The organism is Marinomonas sp. THO17, from assembly GCF_040436405.1.
GTDB lineage: Bacteria > Pseudomonadota > Gammaproteobacteria > Pseudomonadales > Marinomonadaceae > Marinomonas.
The window spans coordinates 2,717,501-2,737,716 of the sequence record NZ_AP031575.1; the positions used below are offsets into that span (position 1 = coordinate 2,717,501).

The 20,216-nt window shown below is 46.4% G+C and carries 14 protein-coding genes and 2 rRNA genes (1 of these 16 cut by a window edge); 13 read left to right on the top strand and 3 right to left on the bottom strand.

Translation table 11 applies throughout. The features are described from left to right. Together ABXS85_RS12935 and rrf are read left to right on the top strand one after the other, a co-directional pair. Nucleotides 1–2,881: ribosomal RNA gene (locus ABXS85_RS12935) — 23S ribosomal RNA — on the top strand (it extends 24 nt beyond the left edge of the window). A gap of 155 nt (nucleotides 2,882–3,036) precedes the next feature. Beyond that, nucleotides 3,037–3,151, top strand: a 5S ribosomal RNA gene (gene rrf / locus ABXS85_RS12940). Between the two features lie 287 nt (nucleotides 3,152–3,438). Here rrf and ABXS85_RS12945 read toward each other — a convergent pair. Further along, nucleotides 3,439–4,365, bottom strand: a complete 927-nt coding sequence (locus ABXS85_RS12945; RefSeq protein ID WP_353666933.1) for a LysR substrate-binding domain-containing protein — start codon at nucleotides 4,363–4,365, stop codon at nucleotides 3,439–3,441. Nucleotides 4,366–4,585: 220 nt separating this feature from the next. Between ABXS85_RS12945 and ABXS85_RS12950 the strand changes: the two genes are divergently transcribed. From ABXS85_RS12950 to ABXS85_RS12980, 7 genes are all read left to right on the top strand, one after another. Beyond that, nucleotides 4,586–6,133: an ABC transporter substrate-binding protein gene (locus ABXS85_RS12950; RefSeq protein WP_353666934.1), complete on the top strand. Its 1,548-nt coding sequence runs from the start codon at nucleotides 4,586–4,588 to the stop codon at nucleotides 6,131–6,133. 71 nt (nucleotides 6,134–6,204) lie between these two features. Next, a complete protein-coding gene (locus ABXS85_RS12955; RefSeq protein ID WP_353666935.1) occupies nucleotides 6,205–7,122 on the top strand; it encodes an ABC transporter permease in 918 nt (305 codons plus the stop codon). A gap of 11 nt (nucleotides 7,123–7,133) precedes the next feature. Next, complete coding sequence (locus tag ABXS85_RS12960) at nucleotides 7,134–8,072, top strand: ABC transporter permease (protein WP_353666936.1); 939 nt, start codon at nucleotides 7,134–7,136, stop codon at nucleotides 8,070–8,072. Between the two features lie 13 nt (nucleotides 8,073–8,085). Beyond that, nucleotides 8,086–9,081 (top strand): ABC transporter ATP-binding protein, encoded by a 996-nt coding sequence (locus tag ABXS85_RS12965; protein WP_353666937.1) that lies wholly within the window; start codon nucleotides 8,086–8,088, stop codon nucleotides 9,079–9,081. Then, nucleotides 9,081–9,914, top strand: coding sequence for an ATP-binding cassette domain-containing protein (locus ABXS85_RS12970; protein WP_353666938.1), 834 nt, complete (start codon nucleotides 9,081–9,083; stop codon nucleotides 9,912–9,914). Before ABXS85_RS12965 ends, ABXS85_RS12970 begins: the two co-directional genes overlap by 1 nt. Nucleotides 9,915–9,967: 53 nt before the next feature. Then, nucleotides 9,968–11,389, top strand: a complete 1,422-nt coding sequence (locus ABXS85_RS12975) for a M20 family metallopeptidase (protein WP_353666939.1) — start codon at nucleotides 9,968–9,970, stop codon at nucleotides 11,387–11,389. Between the two features lie 21 nt (nucleotides 11,390–11,410). After that, nucleotides 11,411–12,583 (top strand): M20 family metallopeptidase, encoded by a 1,173-nt coding sequence (locus ABXS85_RS12980; protein WP_353666940.1) that lies wholly within the window; start codon nucleotides 11,411–11,413, stop codon nucleotides 12,581–12,583. Nucleotides 12,584–12,662: 79 nt separating this feature from the next. Here the strand turns inward: ABXS85_RS12980 and ABXS85_RS12985 are convergent, their stop codons facing one another. Beyond that, nucleotides 12,663–13,622 (bottom strand): class 1 fructose-bisphosphatase, encoded by a 960-nt coding sequence (locus tag ABXS85_RS12985; RefSeq protein ID WP_353666941.1) that lies wholly within the window; start codon nucleotides 13,620–13,622, stop codon nucleotides 12,663–12,665. Nucleotides 13,623–13,768: 146 nt separating this feature from the next. Between ABXS85_RS12985 and ABXS85_RS12990 the strand changes: the two genes are divergently transcribed. After that, on the top strand, nucleotides 13,769–14,737 hold the full coding sequence (locus ABXS85_RS12990) for a zinc transporter ZntB (RefSeq protein WP_353666942.1): 969 nt from the start codon (nucleotides 13,769–13,771) through the stop codon (nucleotides 14,735–14,737). A 51-nt stretch (nucleotides 14,738–14,788) separates the two neighbouring features. Here ABXS85_RS12990 and rpiA read toward each other — a convergent pair whose 3' ends face one another. Further along, the gene (rpiA, locus tag ABXS85_RS12995) at nucleotides 14,789–15,463 is read right to left on the bottom strand and encodes a ribose-5-phosphate isomerase RpiA (protein WP_353666943.1); all 675 of its coding nucleotides are present in this window, start codon (nucleotides 15,461–15,463) and stop codon (nucleotides 14,789–14,791) included. Between the two features lie 278 nt (nucleotides 15,464–15,741). Between rpiA and ilvA the strand changes: the two genes are divergently transcribed. From ilvA to ABXS85_RS13010, 3 genes are all read left to right on the top strand, one after another. Continuing rightward, nucleotides 15,742–17,247, top strand: a complete 1,506-nt coding sequence (gene ilvA, locus ABXS85_RS13000; RefSeq protein ID WP_353666944.1) for a threonine ammonia-lyase, biosynthetic — start codon at nucleotides 15,742–15,744, stop codon at nucleotides 17,245–17,247. A 136-nt stretch (nucleotides 17,248–17,383) separates the two neighbouring features. Then, complete coding sequence (gene argS, locus ABXS85_RS13005) at nucleotides 17,384–19,117, top strand: arginine--tRNA ligase (protein ID WP_353666945.1); 1,734 nt, start codon at nucleotides 17,384–17,386, stop codon at nucleotides 19,115–19,117. A gap of 124 nt (nucleotides 19,118–19,241) precedes the next feature. After that, the gene (locus ABXS85_RS13010) at nucleotides 19,242–20,213 is read left to right on the top strand and encodes an asparaginase domain-containing protein (RefSeq protein ID WP_353666946.1); all 972 of its coding nucleotides are present in this window, start codon (nucleotides 19,242–19,244) and stop codon (nucleotides 20,211–20,213) included. Nucleotides 20,214–20,216 lie beyond the last annotated feature (3 nt).

The following is a 20,216-nucleotide window of genomic DNA, read 5'->3' on the forward strand; positions in this document are numbered from 1 at the left end:
TGGATGCCTTGGCAGTCAGAGGCGATGAAGGACGTGGTAATCTGCGAAAAGGTTCGGGGAGTGGATAAACACGCTGTGATCCGAACATGTCCGAATGGGGAAACCCACCCGCTTGCGGGTATCGTATGGTGAATCCATAGCCATACGAGGCGAACCCGGGGAACTGAAACATCTAAGTACCCGGAGGAAAAGAAATCAACCGAGATTCCCTGAGTAGCGGCGAGCGAAAGGGGATTAGCCCTTAAGTTTAATTGGTGTTAGTAGAAGGCTCTGGAAAGAGCGGCCGTAGAGAGTGATAGCCTCGTATACGAAAACGCCTTTTGAATGAAAACGAGTAGGACGGGACACGTGTTATCCTGTCTGAACATGGGGGGACCATCCTCCAAGGCTAAATACTCCTGACTGACCGATAGTGAACCAGTACCGTGAGGGAAAGGCGAAAAGAACCCCAGTGAGGGGAGTGAAATAGAACCTGAATCCGTGTACGTACAAGCAGTGGGAGCCGACTTGTTCGGTGACTGCGTACCTTTTGTATAATGGGTCAACGACTTATTTTCAGTAGCAAGGTTAAGCATGTAGTGGAGCCGTAGGGAAACCGAGTCTTAATAGGGCGTATAGTTGCTGGGAATAGACCCGAAACCGGGCGATCTATCCATGAGCAGGTTGAAGGTTGGGTAACACTAACTGGAGGACCGAACCCACGTACGTTGAAAAGTCCGGGGATGACTTGTGGATAGGAGTGAAAGGCTAATCAAGCTCGGAGATAGCTGGTTCTCCTCGAAAGCTATTTAGGTAGCGCCTCGTGTATTGCCATTGGGGGTAGAGCACTGTTTGGGCTAGGGGGTCATCCCGACTTACCAACCCCATGCAAACTCCGAATACCAATGAGTATGAGCACGGGAGACACACGGCGGGTGCTAACGTCCGTCGTGGAAAGGGAAACAACCCAGACCGTCAGCTAAGGTCCCCAAGTTACAGTTAAGTGGGAAACGATGTGGGAAGGCTTAGACAGCTAGGAGGTTGGCTTAGAAGCAGCCACCCTTTAAAGAAAGCGTAATAGCTCACTAGTCGAGTCGGCCTGCGCGGAAGATATAACGGGGCTCAAACTGTACACCGAAGCTACGGATATGTAGATGGTTTTGCTGTTTATGTATGGTAGAGGAGCGTTCTGTAAGCCGTTGAAGGGGAAGCTGTAAGGCACCCTGGAGGTATCAGAAGTGCGAATGTTGACATGAGTAACGATAAAGGGAGTGAAAACCTCCCTCGCCGGAAGACCAAGGTTTCCTGTCCCATGTTAATCAGGGCAGGGTGAGTCGGCCCCTAAGGCGAGGCTGAAAAGCGTAGTCGATGGGAAACAGGTTAATATTCCTGTACTTATGCATATTGCGATGGAGAGACGGAGAAGGCTAGGCCAGCGCGGCGATGGTTGTCCGCGTTTAAGGTTGTAGGCTGGTGACTTAGGAAAATCCGGGTCGCCCTCTTTTAGAGAAGGCTGAGAATTGATGACGAGTCCTCTTTTGGACGAAGTGGTTGATGCCCTGCTTCCAGGAAAAACTTCTAAGCGTCAGATATGTGTGAACCGTACCCCAAACCGACACAGGTGGTCAGGTAGAGAATACCAAGGCGCTTGAGAGAACTCGGGTGAAGGAACTAGGCAAAATGGTACCGTAACTTCGGGAGAAGGTACGCCGACCGGTGTGAAGGACTTGCTCCGTAAGCACTGGTCGGTCGAAGATACCAGGTGGCTGCGACTGTTTATTAAAAACACAGCACTCTGCAAACACGAAAGTGGACGTATAGGGTGTGACGCCTGCCCGGTGCTTGAAGGTTAATTGATGGGGTTAGCTTAGGCGAAGCTCTTGATCGAAGCCCAAGTAAACGGCGGCCGTAACTATAACGGTCCTAAGGTAGCGAAATTCCTTGTCGGGTAAGTTCCGACCTGCACGAATGGCGTAACGATGGCCACACTGTCTCCACCCGAGACTCAGTGAAATTGAAATCGCAGTGAAGATGCTGTGTATCCGCGGCTAGACGGAAAGACCCCGTGAACCTTTACTATAGCTTCACAGTGAACTTTGAACCTACTTGTGTAGGATAGGTGGGAGGCTTTGAAACTAAGACGCCAGTTTTAGTGGAGCCGATCTTGAAATACCACCCTGGTATGTTTGAGGTTCTAACTCAGGTCCCTTATCGGGATCGAGGACACTGTGTGGTGGGTAGTTTGACTGGGGCGGTCTCCTCCCAAAGAGTAACGGAGGAGCACGAAGGTGTGCTCAGCATGGTCGGAAATCATGCATAGAGTGTAAAGGCAAAAGCACGCTTAACTGCGAGACAGACACGTCGAGCAGGTACGAAAGTAGGTCTTAGTGATCCGGTGGTTCTGTATGGAAGGGCCATCGCTCAACGGATAAAAGGTACTCCGGGGATAACAGGCTGATACCGCCCAAGAGTTCACATCGACGGCGGTGTTTGGCACCTCGATGTCGGCTCATCACATCCTGGGGCTGAAGCCGGTCCCAAGGGTATGGCTGTTCGCCATTTAAAGTGGTACGCGAGCTGGGTTTAGAACGTCGTGAGACAGTTCGGTCCCTATCTGCCGTGGACGTTTGAGATTTGAGAGGAGCTGCTCCTAGTACGAGAGGACCGGAGTGGACGAACCTCTGGTGTTCCGGTTGTCACGCCAGTGGCATTGCCGGGTAGCTACGTTCGGACGGGATAACCGCTGAAAGCATCTAAGCGGGAAGCCTCCCTCAAGATAAGATCTCACTGGGACTTGAGTCCCCTAAAGAGCCGTTCGAGACTAGGACGTTGATAGGTTGGGTGTGTAAGCGTTGTGAGGCGTTGAGCTAACCAATACTAATTGCTCGTGAGGCTTGACCATATAACACCAAAGTGGTTTTACAGAACTCTGAAGAAAACAGAGTGAGCTACAAAGAATTTACGATAAACTGGTTTGATACTTGATTATCGCTGTTTCAAAAGTTGATTGTTAAAGTGAACAAGTAAACGAATTTGTGCTGAGCACATCCGAGTTTTCTTGATAATCATAGAGGCGTTGAACCACCTGATCCCATCCCGAACTCAGAAGTGAAAAGCGCCATCGCCGATGGTAGTGTGGGAGATCCCATGTGAGAGTAGGTCGTTATCAAGATCTTAATTAAGAAGCCCTGATCGGAAACGGTCAGGGCTTTTTTACGTGTGGAAGAAAGTCAAATCTTCCTTGTTCACATAATCAGATCCAAGCGCGACGCCTTGCGTCACTGACGTCGTCAGCGACTCATGCTTCATTGGATCTGAATGAAGAGTATGATTGAACCATCTAATCCCATCTCGAACTCAGAAGTGGCTCTTTATACGCCACAGGCGTTCGACATGTTTATGGTAGTTTCACAAGTGGGTAACCCGTATTGGATCTAACAATCTAAATCAGGTGTTGAATTAAAAGCCTATTGTTTCTTCATGCTTCATTTTGACAATTAAATAAGCCAGAAACACCTTTATAATGTTGGGTAATGTTCGGCCAGAAAGGGTTTGTATTTCGATATTCCTGACGTCCATACCTCGGTCTCTAATCGGAACCGCGATGAGTTCCTCTGTTGCGATTTGATGTCGCATAGATATCTCTCCTGACAAATGTATTCCGCCGCCGAAAGCGGTAAAGCGACTTAGGCTTGCCATATGGTTTGATTCTAAAATAGGTTCGAATAGGAGGTTCAAACGGCTACAGCAAATATCAAAGAGTTGTCTAACGGTAGTGTTCTCTTCAGGTAAAGCGATTGGGTAAGGTTGCAGCTGTGACAGGGAAACCGTTTTCTTGTGAGCTAGAGGGTGTGTTGGGTGGAATACCGCCATAATGGGTGAGGGTTGCCGATATTCCACTTTAATGTCTTTGGTTGGCGATAAGCTGAGTGTTATGCCAATGTCCGCATCTCCACGACTAATCAAGGTTGCGACTTCGGCAGGTGCGCATACTTTAAGATTGAAGTGAATGCCCGGATGTTGTTGTCGGAAGTTAGACAAGGTTCTGGGTATAAAGTCCATAGCAAACCCTTCGGAACATGCAATGTTAATATGACCTTTCTCTATACCATTGAGCGCATCTATTTCTGCCACAACACGTGCAGACTCAAGGGCGTTTTTGCGGGCGTAAGCAGCCAGCATTTCCCCAGCAGCACTGAGTTTCATTCCTCTTGGTTGGCGTTCGAAAAGTACTGCACCAAGAATGTCCTCTAGGCTGCTTATTTGCCTGCTTATGGCACTTGGGGCAACGTTCAATCGAACCGATGCCTCGCTAATTGAACCGATTTGCGCCACTTCTAAAAAATAGCGTATTGCCGTGTCTTGAAGTCGTAATGAGGCTTTCATCTCCAATACCGTCGAAGAGTCGAATTTATGTCGTCTTTAGAACATTTAGTTGACTGTTATTAAGCTGTTTTTGTGCCTATTTTTATCAAGCCATAGGTTTGCATTTTTGGCAATGTTTCTTTGCAAAATTGTTAATTGTGGCAAGGGACTAATTTCTATTAATGTGAATAGAAGTTGCATTACTTACAAGATTACAATTGGAATGATAGGAAGCAGAACGATGATAAAAAGCCGAAGTCACTCTTTTACACTCCGTAAAACCCTTTTGAACTCACTGATTTCGTGTGCGATTGCGGCCTCAGCTTCTGCTTGGGCGGATAAAGGTAATGATACCCTTGTCTATGCATCCGACAGCGAGCCTGAAAACGTAAGTCCGTACCATAATAACTTAAGGGAAGGGGTTATCTTATCTCACATGGCTTGGGACACTTTGCTTTACCGCGATCCAGCCACATCTGAATATCTGCCATTATTGGCAACCAGTTGGGAGTGGGAAGATACGACAACTTTACTATTTAATCTTCGTAAGGGCGTTAAGTTTCATAATGGTGATGATTTTTCAGCAGACGATGTCGCGTTTACCTTTAACTATGTTGTATCGCCTGACTCCAAGATAGTAACGCGTAAAAATGTTGATTGGATTGATCATGCAGAAAAAGTCGATGACTATACCGTTCGCCTTGTGCTTAACAAGCCATTTCCAGCGGCTCTAGAATACCTTTCTGGACCGACTCCTATCTACCCTGCTAGATACTTTCAAGAAGTGGGAATCGAAGGCTTTTCTAAGGTGCCTGTTGGTACGGGACCATATAAAATCACCAAAGTATTGAGTGGCGAAGGGGTTAACCTAGTCCGCAACGACGATTACTTTGAAGCGAGCCCTATCCCAAAACCGGCGATCAAGAATTTGGAATTTCGTGTCATTCCCGATCCAGATGCTCGTCTTGCACAACTGATGACAGGTGAAATTGATTGGATCTGGCGTGTCCCTTCGGATCAGGCTGATCAAATGAAGATGATGCCGGGTCTTGAAGTAAAAAGCTCTGAGACTATGCGAATCGGTTACCTACGTATGGAAACAACCAGTGAAATACTTAAGGACTCGCCATTTAACAATAAATTGGTTCGTGAAGCCGTGAACTATGCAATTGACCGTGACGCTTTTTCTCAGGATTTAGTGCGTGGCGGTAGCCGTTCTGTTTATACGCCGTGTTTCCCAAGTCAATTTGGCTGTGATGTCAGTGCGGCTAAAAAGTATGAATACAATGTAGAGAAAGCCAAAGCACTTTTGGCGGAAGCTGGCTATCCAAACGGATTTGAAACGGAATTTTATGCCTACCGCGAGCGTGATCTTGCGGAAGCAATGATGGGTTACTTAGGTGCTATTGGCATTAAGGCTAACTTGCATTTCATGAAGTATGCTGCCCTGCGAACTGATCAGCGAGCGGGTAAAGTGCCATTGTCGTTCCAGACTTGGGGTTCTTATTCGGTAAACGACGCTTCAGCGATCACCAGTGTTTTCTTTAAAGGCAGCGTAGATGATTCCGCGAAAGACGAAAAAGTCATAGCCATGTTGGACATTGCGGATACCTCGGTGGATCCAGAAGCGCGTAAAAAGGCATACGCAGAGGCAATTAAGCGCATTTCAGAGGAAGCTTATTGGGCACCTATGTTTTCTTACTCTAGTAACTATGCGTTTAGCGATACGCTGAATTTCAAACCTTATGCCGATGAATTACCACGTTTTTACGAGTCTACTTGGAAGTAACTCAAGGTGCGGAAGTGGTAGTGACGCTATCACTTCCGTAATCGTCTTACGCCTTTCTCTCGGGAGAAACTATGCTGGTGTTTATTTTTCGTCGCTTGTTGGTTGCAATCAGCGTGGCGATTACGGTTTCGATTATTAGCTTCATGTTGCTGCATTTGTCAGGCGATTTGGCTACCGCTATTGCCGGGCCGGAATCGACGGCGGATCAAGTCGAAGAAATTCGAGTTGCATTTGGTTTAGATAAACCGATTGTTCAACAATACTTTTCCTGGCTAATGGCGGCGGTACAGCTCGACTTTGGTCGCTCTTATTACTTTCAAGATACTGTGATGTCTCTTATTAGCGAGAGGTTACCAGTGACATTGACCTTAGGGGCGCTAGCTTTGGCAGTGGCGACTTTCGTCGCGATTCCTCTAGGTGTGCTTGCTGCGATCAAACAAGATACTTGGATTGATCGTTTGGCCCTTATGATTGCGGTGGTCGGTCAGGCCATGCCTAGCTTTTGGTTTGCCCTGACCTTGATAGTTGTATTTGCTGTTAACCTTCATTGGTTGCCAGCGGGGGGTAATTCGACTTGGCAGCACTTCATCTTACCAGCGATTGCTTTGGGGTATTACGCCATGCCTGCCATGATGCGACTTACACGTACTGGCATGCTGGAAGTATTAGGTTCGGACTACATAAGAACAGCGCGTGCTAAAGGCTTAAGTGAAACCTCAGTCGTCTTCAAACATGCTCTTCGTAATGCGGTTATTCCGGTTGTCGCTCTGGCTGCGGTGGAGCTTGGTTTTATGTTAGGCGGTTCGATTGTCATCGAATCTGTATTTTCTTTGAAGGGCCTTGGGCAACTGGCATGGGATGCGATTTCTCGTAATGATTACCCTGTTGTGCAAGCTGTGGTGCTAATCATTGCTGTTTTCTACATCGCGTTGACCTTTGTGGCTGATGTCATAAATGCCATGTTAGATCCACGTTTACGTGTTCGATGAGGGAGAAAATTATGTCACAAACTCTGTCTAATTCTGCTTCTGACTCGACTCTAAACGCAACTGAGCCGTCTATTGCATCGGCCTTACCTGTCGTTCCTGAGTGGCGTAAGGGTTTGAATAAATTTATGGGGCACCGTGGTCTGTTTATTGGTTCGGTTATTCTTGGCTTGGCTGTTCTCGCGGCCATTTTCGCTCCTTGGATAGCGCCGCACGATCCATATCTACAAAATATTTCGCAAAGAATGATTCCGCCAGTTTGGCACGAAAAAGGCTCTTGGGAGCATATTCTAGGAACGGACAAACTTGGCCGTGATTATCTCAGCCGCTTGCTTTACGGCGCGCGTATTTCTCTGACAATTGGATTAACCGCAGCATTAATTTCCGGCTTTATTGGCACCACGCTTGGGGTGTTAGCAGGCTATTTTGGTGGCCGTACCGATGCGATTATTAGCTATATCATCACGACTCGTCTGGCCTTGCCTGTTTTGCTAGTGGCCCTAGCAATGGCCGCGTTGGTTGGTGGTTCCCTTGAAATGGTGATTATTCTACTTGGTCTTTTGCTTTGGGATCGCTTTGCTGTAGTGGCCCGATCTACCACGCAACAACTTCGTGATGCAGAGTTTATTGCCTCTGCCAAAGTATTAGGCGCATCTACCCCTTATATTCTGATTAGGGAACTTTTGCCTAATATTTTAAGCGCTCTTATTGTTGTTATTACCCTTGAAATGGCACATGCCATCTTGCTTGAAGCCACGCTGTCTTTTTTAGGTCTCGGCGTTCAACCGCCTTTACCTTCTTGGGGGCTTATGGTGTCTGAAGGTAAAGCTTATATGTTCTTTCAACCTTGGGTTATTGCTATACCCGGTATCACATTAATGATTCTGGTACTGGCTATTAACTTAGTCGGGGATGGGTTGAGGGATTTAAATGCTCCTGAAGGCCGTAATTAAAGGAGATTAAGCTATGACTAAAATTCTGGATGTGAAAAACCTTCAAGTGGATTTGCCAACTGGGAACGGAATGTTACGCGCCGTGCGTGGTATTGATTTGTCGGTCGAAAAAGGTGAGATGCTGTGTATCGTCGGCGAATCAGGGTGCGGTAAGTCGATGACTTCGATGGCGTTAATGGGGCTTCTACCCAAGAAGGCTCAGGTGTCAGCGGATCAAATGGAATTCGACAGGTTGGAGTTACTGTCTTTATCAAAGAAAGACCGTAACAAGGTGCGCGGTCTTAGAATGTCGATGATTTTTCAGGAACCAATGACGTCACTCAATCCTTCATACACGCTGGGTAATCAACTGTGTGAAGGCATTATGCGTCATAAAGGAGTCAGTAAACGTCAGGCTCAGGAGCGGGCAATTTATCTGCTTGAAAGAGCAGGCGTTCCGTATCCTGAGAAACGTTTAAGCCAATATCCTCATCAATTATCTGGTGGCTTAAGGCAACGTGTCATGATTGCCATGGCATTAATGTGCGAACCTGATTTGATTATTGCGGATGAGCCGACCACGGCATTAGATGTGACGATTCAAGCTCAGATTTTGAGACTGATTCGTGAACTTCAGCAAGAGTTCGGCACGGCGGTGATTTTTATTACCCACGACCTTGGTGTGGTTGCGCGTATCGCCGATCGTGTGGCGGTTATGTATGCAGGGCAAGTGGTTGAAACAGGGTTCACAGAAGATATTTTTAATCGTCCAAGTCACCCTTATACACAAGGCTTGCTGAGTTGTATCCCGATTCCAGGCAAAACTCCACCGGGCAGTCATTTGGAATCTATTCCAGGTGTTGTTCCTAGCCTAATTGGTAACTTAAGCGGATGTGCTTTTCGAAATCGCTGTAAATTTTCAGCTAAAGAGTGTGCGTCGGTTTCACCTGAACTTACTAATGTAGAGGCATCAGACAGTCATTTGGTTCGTTGTCCTATGTCGGTAGCGTCGCTACAGGAGGCTGTGTAATGCCGCAATATGCATTAGAGCTATGTGATCTTTCACGCCACTTTCAGCTTAAAAACGGTGCGTTTAGAACGCCTACCTTACTTAAAGCGGTTAATGGTGTTTCGTTACGAATTTCCCCCGGAGAAACGCTAGGTTTGGTCGGTGAGTCTGGTTGTGGCAAGAGTACCTTGGCGAAAATAATCCTTGGTTTATTAACGCCGACAGAAGGTCATGTGCTCATTAATGACAAAGCGATTGAGGGTGGAGATCGTTTTGCTCTTGCTAAGCAGTTACAGCCTATTTTTCAAGACCCTTATTCGTCGCTCAATCCGCGCAAAACCATTCGTCAAATCATTCGACTACCGCTGCAACTTCATAAGGTGGGCGACTCGAAAAGCCAGCATCTTGAAGTAAAAAAGATGAGTGATTTGGTTGGTTTGCCAGAGCGCTTATTGGACCAGTACCCCGGTCAATTATCCGGAGGCCAACGTCAACGTGTCGCGATTGCGCGTGCTTTGATTCTTAAACCTAGCATTTTGGTGTGTGACGAGCCGACTTCCGCTTTAGATGTATCGGTACAGGCACAGATTCTAAATCTACTCATGGATCTAAAAAAGGAGCTGGGTCTGACCTATTTTTTTATCAGTCATAACCTAGGCGTTGTGGAGCATTTGGTCGATCGAGTCGCTGTTATGTACCGTGGCAAGATCATTGAGCAAGGCACTAGAGAAGACATTTTCCAGAATGCCCAACACCCATATACAAAAGCGTTACTTTCTTCCGTTCTAACGCCTGAGCCTGCTTTGGGGCTTCCTGAAGTATTGGATGACAGCGCATGGGCTAATGTGTCCTAACGCTTGAATGGGTAAATCACTTCGTAAGATCGCATTGTGACTAAGGAGACGAGATGAGTCGCCAGTTAAGTATTCAAACGTCGGAGTCGTATTTTGACTCTGGCGAGTTTTTCGACGCGTTGAGTATGCGCGTTGCCATAAAAAGTGAGAGTCAGAACCATGAGGATTTACAACCTCTTCATACTTATCTTGAAGAGGTGATGATCCCAGAATTACAGGTAATGGGATTTAATACGAAACTACTAAGCAATCCTGAAACAGAAGAAAAAATGCCTGGCTCATGGCCGTTTTTGTTTGCTGAGCGCATTGAAGATCCTGCCTATATGACATTACTTACTTATGGGCATGGTGATGTGGTACTTGGCTATGACGACCAATGGAGTGAGGGATTATCACCTTGGGCGCTAACGAAATCTGGGGATCGTTGGTACGGTCGTGGGGCTGCTGACAATAAAGCGCAACATACCATTAACTTAGCCTCGTTGAAGTCTGTTTTAAAGACCCGAGATGGTAAGCTTGGTTTTAATGTGAAGGTCTTGATTGAAACCGGTGAAGAGGTGGGCTCACCCGGTTTGATGGCGTTCTGTGAGCAGCATAAAGAGATGCTAAAGGCAGACCTTTTTATCGCGTCAGATGGACCTCGCTTGGATTCCACTTCGCCGACGATTTTTCTCGGATCACGTGGTGGTTTTAACTTTGACCTGACAGTAAAGCTTAGGGACGGGGCACACCATTCCGGTAATTGGGGTGGTTTATTGAGTAATGCAGGTACTCGACTGGCACACGCTTGGGCATCTATGGTCGATGCAAAAGGGCGAATTCTTGTTCCAGAGCTTTTGCCAAATGGCATGCCTGAATCGGTGCGAGACGCGTTGAAAGACATTCAGGTGGGGCAGGATAAAAATAACCCAGAAATCGATTACGAATGGGGCGAACCAGAGCTTTCGCCGGCAGAGCAAGTATTCGGTTGGAATACACTCGAAATGCTGGCTTGTAAAACGGGGAATCCAGATAATCCTGTCAATGCGATTCCGGGTTATGCCAAAGCTCATTGTCAGATTCGTTTTGTGGTCGGAACGGACAGTGATCATTTCTTAGAGAATATCCAAAAGCATTTGATCAAGCAGGGGTTTGACGATGTGGTGGTGTCACAAAATGGCGAACCTATGCATGCAACACGTCTCAATCCTAATGATCCTTGGGTAGATTGGGCCCTAAACTCACTTGAGAAGACAACGCACAAACAACCAACTTTATTGCCTAATTTAGGTGGGTCGATCCCTAATCATGTGTTTTCTGACATATTAGGGCTGCCAACGGTATGGGTGCCACATTCCTATCCAGCTTGTAGTCAACATGCTCCAAATGAACATGTATTAGCAAATGTTTGTCGAGAAGCCCTGCAAATTATGACAGGGTTATTCTGGGATCTTGCAGAGCAAGGTGAGCAGGTAAAACAAGGTCGCGACATTTAACGGGTTAATTAGGATTGCAGAATGGAAAGATACGCAGATTTGCTGTGCGAGTGGATCGCCGAGCAAGAAGACAAGATGATTGTTTGCTTGGAAGCCTTGGTCAATGTGGATTCCAATAGTTATGACAAAGCAGGTGTAGATAATGCCGGTAAGCTTATTGAAGCTTGGCTAGCTGAGGATGGTATTCATTGTATTTGGCATGCGCTGGAAAATTCCGGTGATGTTCTAGAAGCAAGAGTCGGGTTTAATGAAGCCAACCAAACAGAACCCGCCGTATTTGTCATGGGGCACCGTGATACGGTTTTTCCCAAAGGCACATTGGAAACACGTCCCTTTACCCGTGAAGGCATGAAGGCGTTTGGGCCGGGCGTTGCGGATATGAAGTCTGGGCTGGTTCTTAATTGCTTTGTACTAAAAGGCTTGCAGTATCTTCTCAAAACGACGGATTTGGAAACACTTCCTTTTCCTGTCGTTGGCTTGTTTACCGGGGACGAAGAAATTGGTTCGCCAGAAGGTCGTCATGTGATTCGTGATCGAGTTTCTGGAGGGCGTGCTGTTTTTAATGCCGAGCCGGGTAGAATCAGTGGCAATGTGGTTTCCGCACGTAAAGGAGGCGCCAGTTTCGAAATAGAAGTCACAGGCAAAGCAGCACATTCAGGGGTAAACCATGCGGACGGTGTCAGTGCCATTGGTGCACTGGCTCAGCTTATTACTTGGTTGCACGCTTTAACGGACTATGAAAAAGGCATTACAACAAACGTCGGGTTGGTCAAGGGAGGCATGTCGTCCAATACGGTTGCTCCTCATGCGACGGCGCGCTTGGATCTCAGGTTTATTAGGTTGGAACAGGGCGAAGAAGTGAAAGCTAAGATTCAAGACATCATTAATACACCTACTATTGAAGGTGCGAGCGCCACAATTAAAACACTGTCGGAGTTCCAACCCTTTGAAGCTTCCATGAGTGAAGATTTGCTCGCTCATTATCAACAGCAAGCCAGCAGTTTAGGATTCAGTGTAGAGGGGGAATTTACCGGTGGATGCTCGGATGCTGGTTTCACCTCTTCGATGGGGGTACCAACACTTTGCGGCACCGGGCCAGTGGGAGCCAAGATGCACACAGATGAAGAGTTTTGTTTGTTGGATACCTTTGTGCCGAGGACACAGGCGGTCGCGAAAAGTATTTTATTGCTTTGATTTAGCAAGCTTGGAAGAGCAAAAGCAGTCCTTACAACATGGACTGCTTTTGCTTGGTTTTCACGGAAAACAAGGGATGTTAATAACTTAAGCACTTATCCACTTCATTGGCTGCACCGAGAATCACAGCGACGCGCTGGTGAATCCCCTCAGGCTGGATATCAAGAATACGTTGAGTATGAGTATGTGCTTTGCCGCCAGCTTGCTCGATCAGCATGGCCATAGGGTTGGCTTCATACATAAGGCGTAGTTTGCCTGCACGGTTTGGTGTTTTGCTGTCCCACGGGTAAATAAAGATACCACCACGGCATAGGATACGATGCACATCACCTACCATAGCAGCCACCCAACGCATGTTGAAATCCTTTTCTCTTGTCCCTGTTGCTCCTGCAACAAGGTCGCTAACATAGGTTTGCGTAGCAGCAGACCAAAAACGCTGGTTGGACATATTAATGGCAAACTCTTGTGTATCTGCCGCCACTTCAACCTTGCTTTGCGTGAGCACAAACTCATTCTTTTCTGGGTCTAAAGTGAACATTTGAGTGCCTTGGCCTGTGCTCAAGACCAGCATGCAAGATGGGCCGTATAGTACGTAACCTGCGGCCACTTGCTCTATGCCGGGTTTTAAGAAGCTTTGCTCTGTCGCGGCTTGCTCACCAACATCATGGTAAATAGAGAAAATAGTACCGACCATGGCATTGATATCAATATTGGACGATCCATCTAACGGGTCGAAGGCAATGAGATATTGGCCTTGTGTATTGGCTGGAACTATGTCGTCTTCTTCCTCAGAGGCAATAGCTCGTACATCAGAACAGTTGAGCAGCGCATTTTTGAGCATATTATTGGAAATGATATCTAATTTTTTTTGCTCTTCTCCTTGCACATTTTCATTGCCTGCAACGCCAAGAATACCGGCAAGAGAGCCTTTGTGCAGTGCTTTGCAGATATCAATGCAGGTATCTGTTGTGACACTAATAACCTTTTGTAGCGCATCGGGACTAGAGGAGTTTGCCAAAACGTGAGCAAGATTGTGCATGATCAGGTCTATCCTTATTATTTTGAGGGTGGTGAAATTATGCCACCGTCGTAGCGGAGTGTCAGCTGAGCTATTGAAAAGGGCCGAAATTAATAGGGATAACGCTAACTTTTAGCTAGTCTACGCAGATTGATTGGAGAATACATATGTCTGAGTTTGTTGTTCATCATTTAGAGCTAGATGGCACGGGTGGCGCACAGAAATTAACAGCGAATGAATTACCTTCAAATTTGCCAGAAACCGGTTGTCGTTGGGTACATTTAGACGCAACGAAGGAAGCCAGTGGTGATTGGCTGTCCAGTGTTGAAGGGGTACCTGATACAGTGGTGGAAGCTTTATTGGCAGAGGAAACACGACCTCGTATGGTGAAAATGGGGCGTGGTGCCTTATTGATTTTGCGTGGCGTGAATTTGAATCCAGGTTCTGATCCTTCCGATATGGTATCTTTGCGTTTATGGGTAACGCCACATTTTATCATCTCCAGTCGCCGCCGCCGTTTGTTGTCAGTACAATATGTGATGCAAACTCTAGAAGAGGGCGAAGGTCCAACAAACACGGGAGATGTATTGGCAAGTCTGACTGTAAAATTGATCGGGCGAATGGCCAGTGTTTTGGTCGATTTAGAAGAAGAGTTGTCCGATTTGGAAGAAGGTATCGGGGAAGGATTTAAAATCGGGCAACGTGAATTGCTGGTGCAACGTCGCCAAGAAACGATTCGCTTAAGACGTTTCTTGGTACCGCAACGTGAGGCTATACACGCATTAGCGCAAGAAGCGGTAGCTTGGATGACAGTAGTGCAATTGATGCAGGTTAAAGAAGCTGAAAACGACATAGTGCGATATATAGAAGGCTTGGAGGCATTGCGAGAACGATGTCAATTGATGCAGGAAGAATACGTCAATTTACAAGCCGAAAAAATGAATGCCCGTATGTATGTGTTATCTATTTTATCGGGTATTTTCTTGCCGCTTGGATTTTTAACCGGGTTATTTGGTATCAATATTGGTGGAATGCCAGGTACTGAAAATAGTGAGGCTTTTTGGTGGTTTTGCTTTGTATTGTTGGTGTTAGGTATTGGGCAGTTTTGGTTAATGCGCAAAAGTCGTTGGTTCTGAGGTTAAGTCTTCAATCCCCCAAATTACTTGTTGGAGGACTGAAGTAGTGGATTAGGCTTTGCGTAGGGTTTTAACGCCTTGCTGTGTACCCAGCAATAGAACATCAGCGGAACGGTTGGCAAATAAACCGTTGGTGACCACTCCGACAATGCTATTGATCTGTGCTTCTAATTTAATAGGATCAAGGATCTTCATATTGTAGACGTCAAGGATGCAATTGCCGTTATCTGTTACTACCCCTTCACGATAAACCGGGTCACCGCCTAGTTTTACCAATTCTCGAGCCACGTAACTGCGAGCCATAGGAATCACTTCAATTGGGAGTGGAAAATCACCTAATACGTCTACCAGTTTTGACTCGTCCGCAATACAGACGAATTCTTCACTGCAAGCCGCGACAATTTTTTCACGTGTTAAAGCCGCGCCGCCACCCTTTATGAGGTAAAGGTGATGGTTCGATTCATCTGCTCCGTCCACGTAAACGCGAATATTCCCCACGCTGTTTAAGTCATAAACTGGAATACCATGCTGTTTTAAACGTTCTGCAGACGCTTCTGAGCTGGCAACGGTACCGTCAAAGTCGTGTTTGTGCTTGGCTAATTCATCAATAAATAAGTTGGCTGTAGAGCCAGTACCAACACCGATAATAGTATCGCTTTCCAATAGGGGAAGAATGTATTTCACAGCTGCTTCGGCAACGGCTTGTTTTAGCTCATCTTGAGTCATGAGGGGTGCTCTTAGTTATCGTTTTAATGGTAATTTGAACTCACTCTAATGGTGAATTTCCTCTGGTGGAGTGAATATTATATGCCCTTATTCTGGGGCTTGTTAACTGTGCTTGGTGTTGAACTTAAAATTATATTGGCTATTTCGCAGTTTCCGTAGCTTGCGGCTTTACGCGAGTTGCAGCGAACAGGTATATTTGAGGGTTCCATTTTTTGACTTGCCACTCTGTTAAGGAAGAGTAGAAGTCTTATTCTGAAGAAGGTTTTCTGGGAATTATTATGCCTCATACCATGATCAAAAAGATTCTACAGGCGCGCGTCTATGATGTTGCTGTAGAAACACCACTGTCTCGTGCTAATCAGTTATCAAGTCGATTAGGCAACGAGATTATTTTGAAGCGAGAAGATTTACAGCCGGTTTTCTCATTCAAAATTCGTGGGGCATACAACAAAATTTGTCAGTTAAGCGATGCTGAAAGAGCCAAGGGTGTGATTGCTGCTTCGGCGGGAAATCATGCTCAAGGTCTCGCCTTGGCGGCGAAAAAATTGGGTGTACAAGCGACCATAGTCATGCCTGCGACCACACCTGAGGTAAAAGTCAGCGCCGTGCGCAATCATGGCGCAGAAGTAGTTTTGTTCGGTGATGCGTTTGATGAAGCATCGGCAAAGTCGAAAGAGATCATGGCGCAAACAGGACAAACCTATGTGCATCCCTTTGATGATAAGGACACCATTGCTGGACAAGGCACCATAGGAATGGAAATTTTGCATCAACATGAAGGGCCCATTGACGCCATTTTTATCCCTGTTGGCGGCGGCGGTCTGATCGCGGGCGTGGCAGCCTATGTTAAGTATTTACGCCCTGATATCAAAATCATTGGAGTGGAGCCAGAAGATGCAGCTTGCCTGAAAGTAGCTATGGAAGAAGGTGAACCAACGCGTTTATCACAAGTAGGTATTTTTGCCGAAGGGGTGGCGGTAGCGGAAATTGGTCAGCATACCTTTGCCATTGCTAAAGACACGGTCGATGAAGTTATTACTGTGACCACAGATGAGATGTGTGCCGCGATAAAAGACATTTACGATGATACTCGTGCCATCACTGAGCCTGCTGGCGCTTGCGCCTTAGCTGGATTGAAAAAATACATCGAAAGAGAAAACGCACAAGGACAAACCTTGATTGCCATTAATAGTGGCGCCAATGTTAACTTTGATCGCCTACGCCATGTGTCTGAACGCGCTGAGTTAGGTGAAAAACGTGAGGCCATTATAGCGGTGAAAATTCCTGAGTCACCGGGTAGTTTTAAAGATTTTTGTCAGGCTTTAGTCGGACGAAATATTACCGAATTTAATTACCGATATGGTGATGATGATCAAGCGGTCATTTTTGTGGGTGTGGCGTTAGGTGGCAGTCCTCACAGTCGTGAGGAATTGTTGGATGATTTGCAAGAGTATCAAATCGTCGACCTCACCGATGACGAGACAGCTAAAGTGCATGTTCGTCATATGATTGGTGGCCATTTACGCAGTGAAAAAGGGGAGTTGTTATACAGTTTTGAATTTCCTGAGCGTCCCGGTGCCTTGTTGAAGTTTCTGAATACTTTAGGCGGACAATGGAATATCTCCATGTTCCATTATCGTAATCATGGTGATGCTTATGGTCGTGTTCTAGTCGGCTTACAAGCGGTGGGAGAAGAAACCGACGTGACGCATTTTTTGGATAAGTTAGGCTATCCATATCAAGATGAAAATAATAACCCAGCTTGCCAGCTGTTCTTTCGCTAATAAGACGAAAATCGGTTATTATTAGGCCATCTATTTCTAATGAAACCCTCTGCTGAACTTGCGTGACAAGATTGGCAGAGGGTTTGTGATTTTGATGTGCTCACTTTGAGCACATGCATTGTTTAAAGGTTTCCAAGTGAATATTCAAACGCTTCTAAATCAACGTATTCAAGCGGCAATGGTCGCAGCAGGTGCGCCTGAAACAGCACCTGCACTGACTCGTCAATCGGCAAAAGTCCAATTTGGTGATTATCAAGCTAACGGCATCATGGGCGTGGCGAAAAGCCTCAAGATGAACCCTCGTGAATTAGCACAAAAAGTGGTCGACGGTTTGGACTTATCTGATATAGCAGATAAGGTCGAAATCGCGGGTCCAGGCTTTATTAATATCTTTTTGAAAAACGCTTGGTTGGGCAAAGAGCTGATGGCACTGCGCCAAAGTGATCGTCTGGATGTCCCTGAAGTGAGTGCGCCGGAAACCGTTGTGGTGGATTACTCTTCCCCTAACTTAGCAAAAGAGATGCACGTAGGTCACCTGCGTTCTACCGTCATTGGTGATGCGGTTGTGCGCACATTGGAGTTCTTAGGTCATCGAGTGGTTCGTCAAAACCATGTAGGCGACTGGGGTACGCAATTTGGTATGTTGTTGGCGTACATGGAGCGTCTACGTGCTGAGCAAGCCGAAATTAGCATGGCTTTGTCGGATTTAGAAACCTTCTACCGTGCTGCGAAGAACTGTTTTGATGAAGATGAAGCCTTTGCCAATCGTGCCCGTGAATTAGTGGTGGCGCTGCAATCAGGTGATAAAGATTGCTTGGCATTGTGGGATGAGTTTATCGATATTTCTCTGACACACTGTGAAGAAACCTACAAAATGTTGGGTGTCTCGTTAGAGCGTCAGCACGTTATGCCAGAAAGTGCTTACAATGATGATTTGCAAAATGTGGTTAACGAGCTACAAGAACACGGTCTATTAAAAGAAGACCAAGGTGCTCAGTGTGTGTTCTTAGACGAGTTTGCTAACAAAGACGGTGAAATTACGCCCATTATAGTGCAGAAAACAGGTGGCGGTTTCCTATACTCGACAACCGATTTGGCGGCGGTACGTTTCCGTCAGCATACCTTGCAAGCCAATCGTGTGCTGTATTTTGTGGATGCTCGTCAATCGCTGCATTTCCAGCAAATCTTTACCTTATCCCGTAAAGCAGGTTTTGTGAAACCAGAAACCCAGCTGGAGCACATGCCATTCGGTACCGTAATGGGCAGTGATGGCAAGCCATTCAAAACCCGTTCCGGTGGCGTGGCCAAGTTGTCTTCTTTGCTAGAGGAAGCCCAGCAGCGCGCTTATCAATTGGTGGCGTCAAAGAACCCTGACATGGGCGAAGAAGAGCTGCGTAACATTAGCCGTGTGGTGGGCATTGCGTCGGTAAAATATGCGGATTTATCGAAAAACCGCACCAGTGATTATGTCTTTAACTGGGATACTATGTTGAGCTTTGAAGGCAATACGGCACCTTACTTGTTGTACGCGTATTCACGTGTGGCCAGTATTGTGAAGCGCGCTGAATTGGATGTGGCTGCATTGACTGGAGATATCCAAATTGAAACCAGCCAAGAGCGCGCTTTGGCGGTAAAACTTTGTCAGTTTGAAGAAGCGATTCAGCAGGTTGCGAATGAAGGCATGCCTCATTTCTTATGTGCCTATTTGTTCGAGCTAGCGGGTACTTTCATGTCCTTCTATGAGGCTTGTCCTATTTTGAATGAGGAAGAAGAGGTGAAAAACAGTCGTTTACAATTGGCGTTGAATACCGCTTCGACTCTTAAACTAGGTTTATCCTTGTTGGGGATAGAAACCCTGGAACGTATGTAATTCATGCAAAGATGAGATGATAAAGGCGCTTTTCCTCTGATTAGCGCCTTTTTTCTCTGCATAAACAAGGGGTTTAATTAAAGTGAATTCCTGATGCCTGCTTAGAGAATGAGACGAGGAAAAAATGAAGATATACATAGCTTATACTGGCGGCACCATTGGCATGGTTGCTTCAGATCAAGGGCTGACGCCTGATGCGGTTTTTGCTCAAAAATTAGCAACGCAATTGGCCGGAATAAAAGATTTGGCCCATGAATTTGCTATTCATGCCTATCCAGAGCTGATCGATTCTTCCAATGCTACAGTGCAAGACTGGCAAACCATAGGGCAAGATATTTATGATCGTTGGCAGGATTTTGATGCCTTTATCGTGCTTCATGGTACTGACACTATGGCCTATACCTCAGCCGCGTTAAGTCTGATGTTTGAAAACAGTGCTAAGCCAATTGTGATTACAGGTTCTCAGGTGCCTATGTATCAAGCCAGAAGCGATGCGATGAACAATGTCTTAGGGGCGATTTCAGCCTGTGAATTTGTTGCTCAAGGTGTTTTTCTATTTTTTGCCGGACGCTTGATTGAAGGTGATTGTGCGCACAAGTCTCATACCAGTGACTGGCAAGCCTTCTCTTCTCCTAATCGGGCTGAGCGTGGTGTGCTGGGCATTGATTGGCGCTGGCGAGAAGGGCAAATGACTGAGCTTCCTAGTGAGATTCAGATTCCGGACATGCAGTCTGGTGCGGTGACCATACTCCCAGTTTTTCCCGGTATACAAGCCTCTCATTGGCAAGGTTTGTTGAATGAGCAAGTGAAAGGGGCTGTTTTGTTAAGTTACGGGGCGGGTAATGCGCCGGATAAAGACCTAGAACTTTTGTCCATATTGCGTCAAGCTAATGCGCGTGGGGTAGTGATAGTCAATGTTAGTCAATGTGGTGCAGGCAGCGTTGCCGCTGGTGCTTATGCAGCGGGCTCGGCATTGGTCGAGGCAGGTGTGATTTCTGGTCAAGCTATGACCTATGAAGCCGTGTTTGCCAAGTTGCATTTTTTATTGGGTCTTGGATGGAACGCAGAACAAATCAAAGTAGCGTTTGCTGCCTAAAGA

Excerpts from the sequence above, each read along its gene's own strand:
- ABXS85_RS12945 (WP_353666933.1), bottom strand. The coding sequence starts at position 4,365 with ATGAAAGCCTCATTACGACTTCAAGACACGGCAATACGCTATTTTTTA.
- ABXS85_RS12955 (WP_353666935.1), top strand. The coding sequence starts at position 6,205 with ATGCTGGTGTTTATTTTTCGTCGCTTGTTGGTTGCAATCAGCGTGGCG.
- ABXS85_RS12975 (WP_353666939.1), top strand. The coding sequence starts at position 9,968 with ATGAGTCGCCAGTTAAGTATTCAAACGTCGGAGTCGTATTTTGACTCT.
- rpiA (WP_353666943.1), bottom strand. The coding sequence starts at position 15,463 with ATGACTCAAGATGAGCTAAAACAAGCCGTTGCCGAAGCAGCTGTGAAA.
- ABXS85_RS12965 (WP_353666937.1), top strand. The coding sequence starts at position 8,086 with ATGACTAAAATTCTGGATGTGAAAAACCTTCAAGTGGATTTGCCAACT.
- ABXS85_RS13010 (WP_353666946.1), top strand. The coding sequence starts at position 19,242 with ATGAAGATATACATAGCTTATACTGGCGGCACCATTGGCATGGTTGCT.
- ABXS85_RS12980 (WP_353666940.1), top strand. The coding sequence starts at position 11,411 with ATGGAAAGATACGCAGATTTGCTGTGCGAGTGGATCGCCGAGCAAGAA.
- ABXS85_RS12990 (WP_353666942.1), top strand. The coding sequence starts at position 13,769 with ATGTCTGAGTTTGTTGTTCATCATTTAGAGCTAGATGGCACGGGTGGC.
- ABXS85_RS12950 (WP_353666934.1), top strand. The coding sequence starts at position 4,586 with ATGATAAAAAGCCGAAGTCACTCTTTTACACTCCGTAAAACCCTTTTG.
- ilvA (WP_353666944.1), top strand. The coding sequence starts at position 15,742 with ATGCCTCATACCATGATCAAAAAGATTCTACAGGCGCGCGTCTATGAT.
- ABXS85_RS12960 (WP_353666936.1), top strand. The coding sequence starts at position 7,134 with ATGTCACAAACTCTGTCTAATTCTGCTTCTGACTCGACTCTAAACGCA.
- ABXS85_RS12985 (WP_353666941.1), bottom strand. The coding sequence starts at position 13,622 with ATGCACAATCTTGCTCACGTTTTGGCAAACTCCTCTAGTCCCGATGCG.
- ABXS85_RS12970 (WP_353666938.1), top strand. The coding sequence starts at position 9,081 with ATGCCGCAATATGCATTAGAGCTATGTGATCTTTCACGCCACTTTCAG.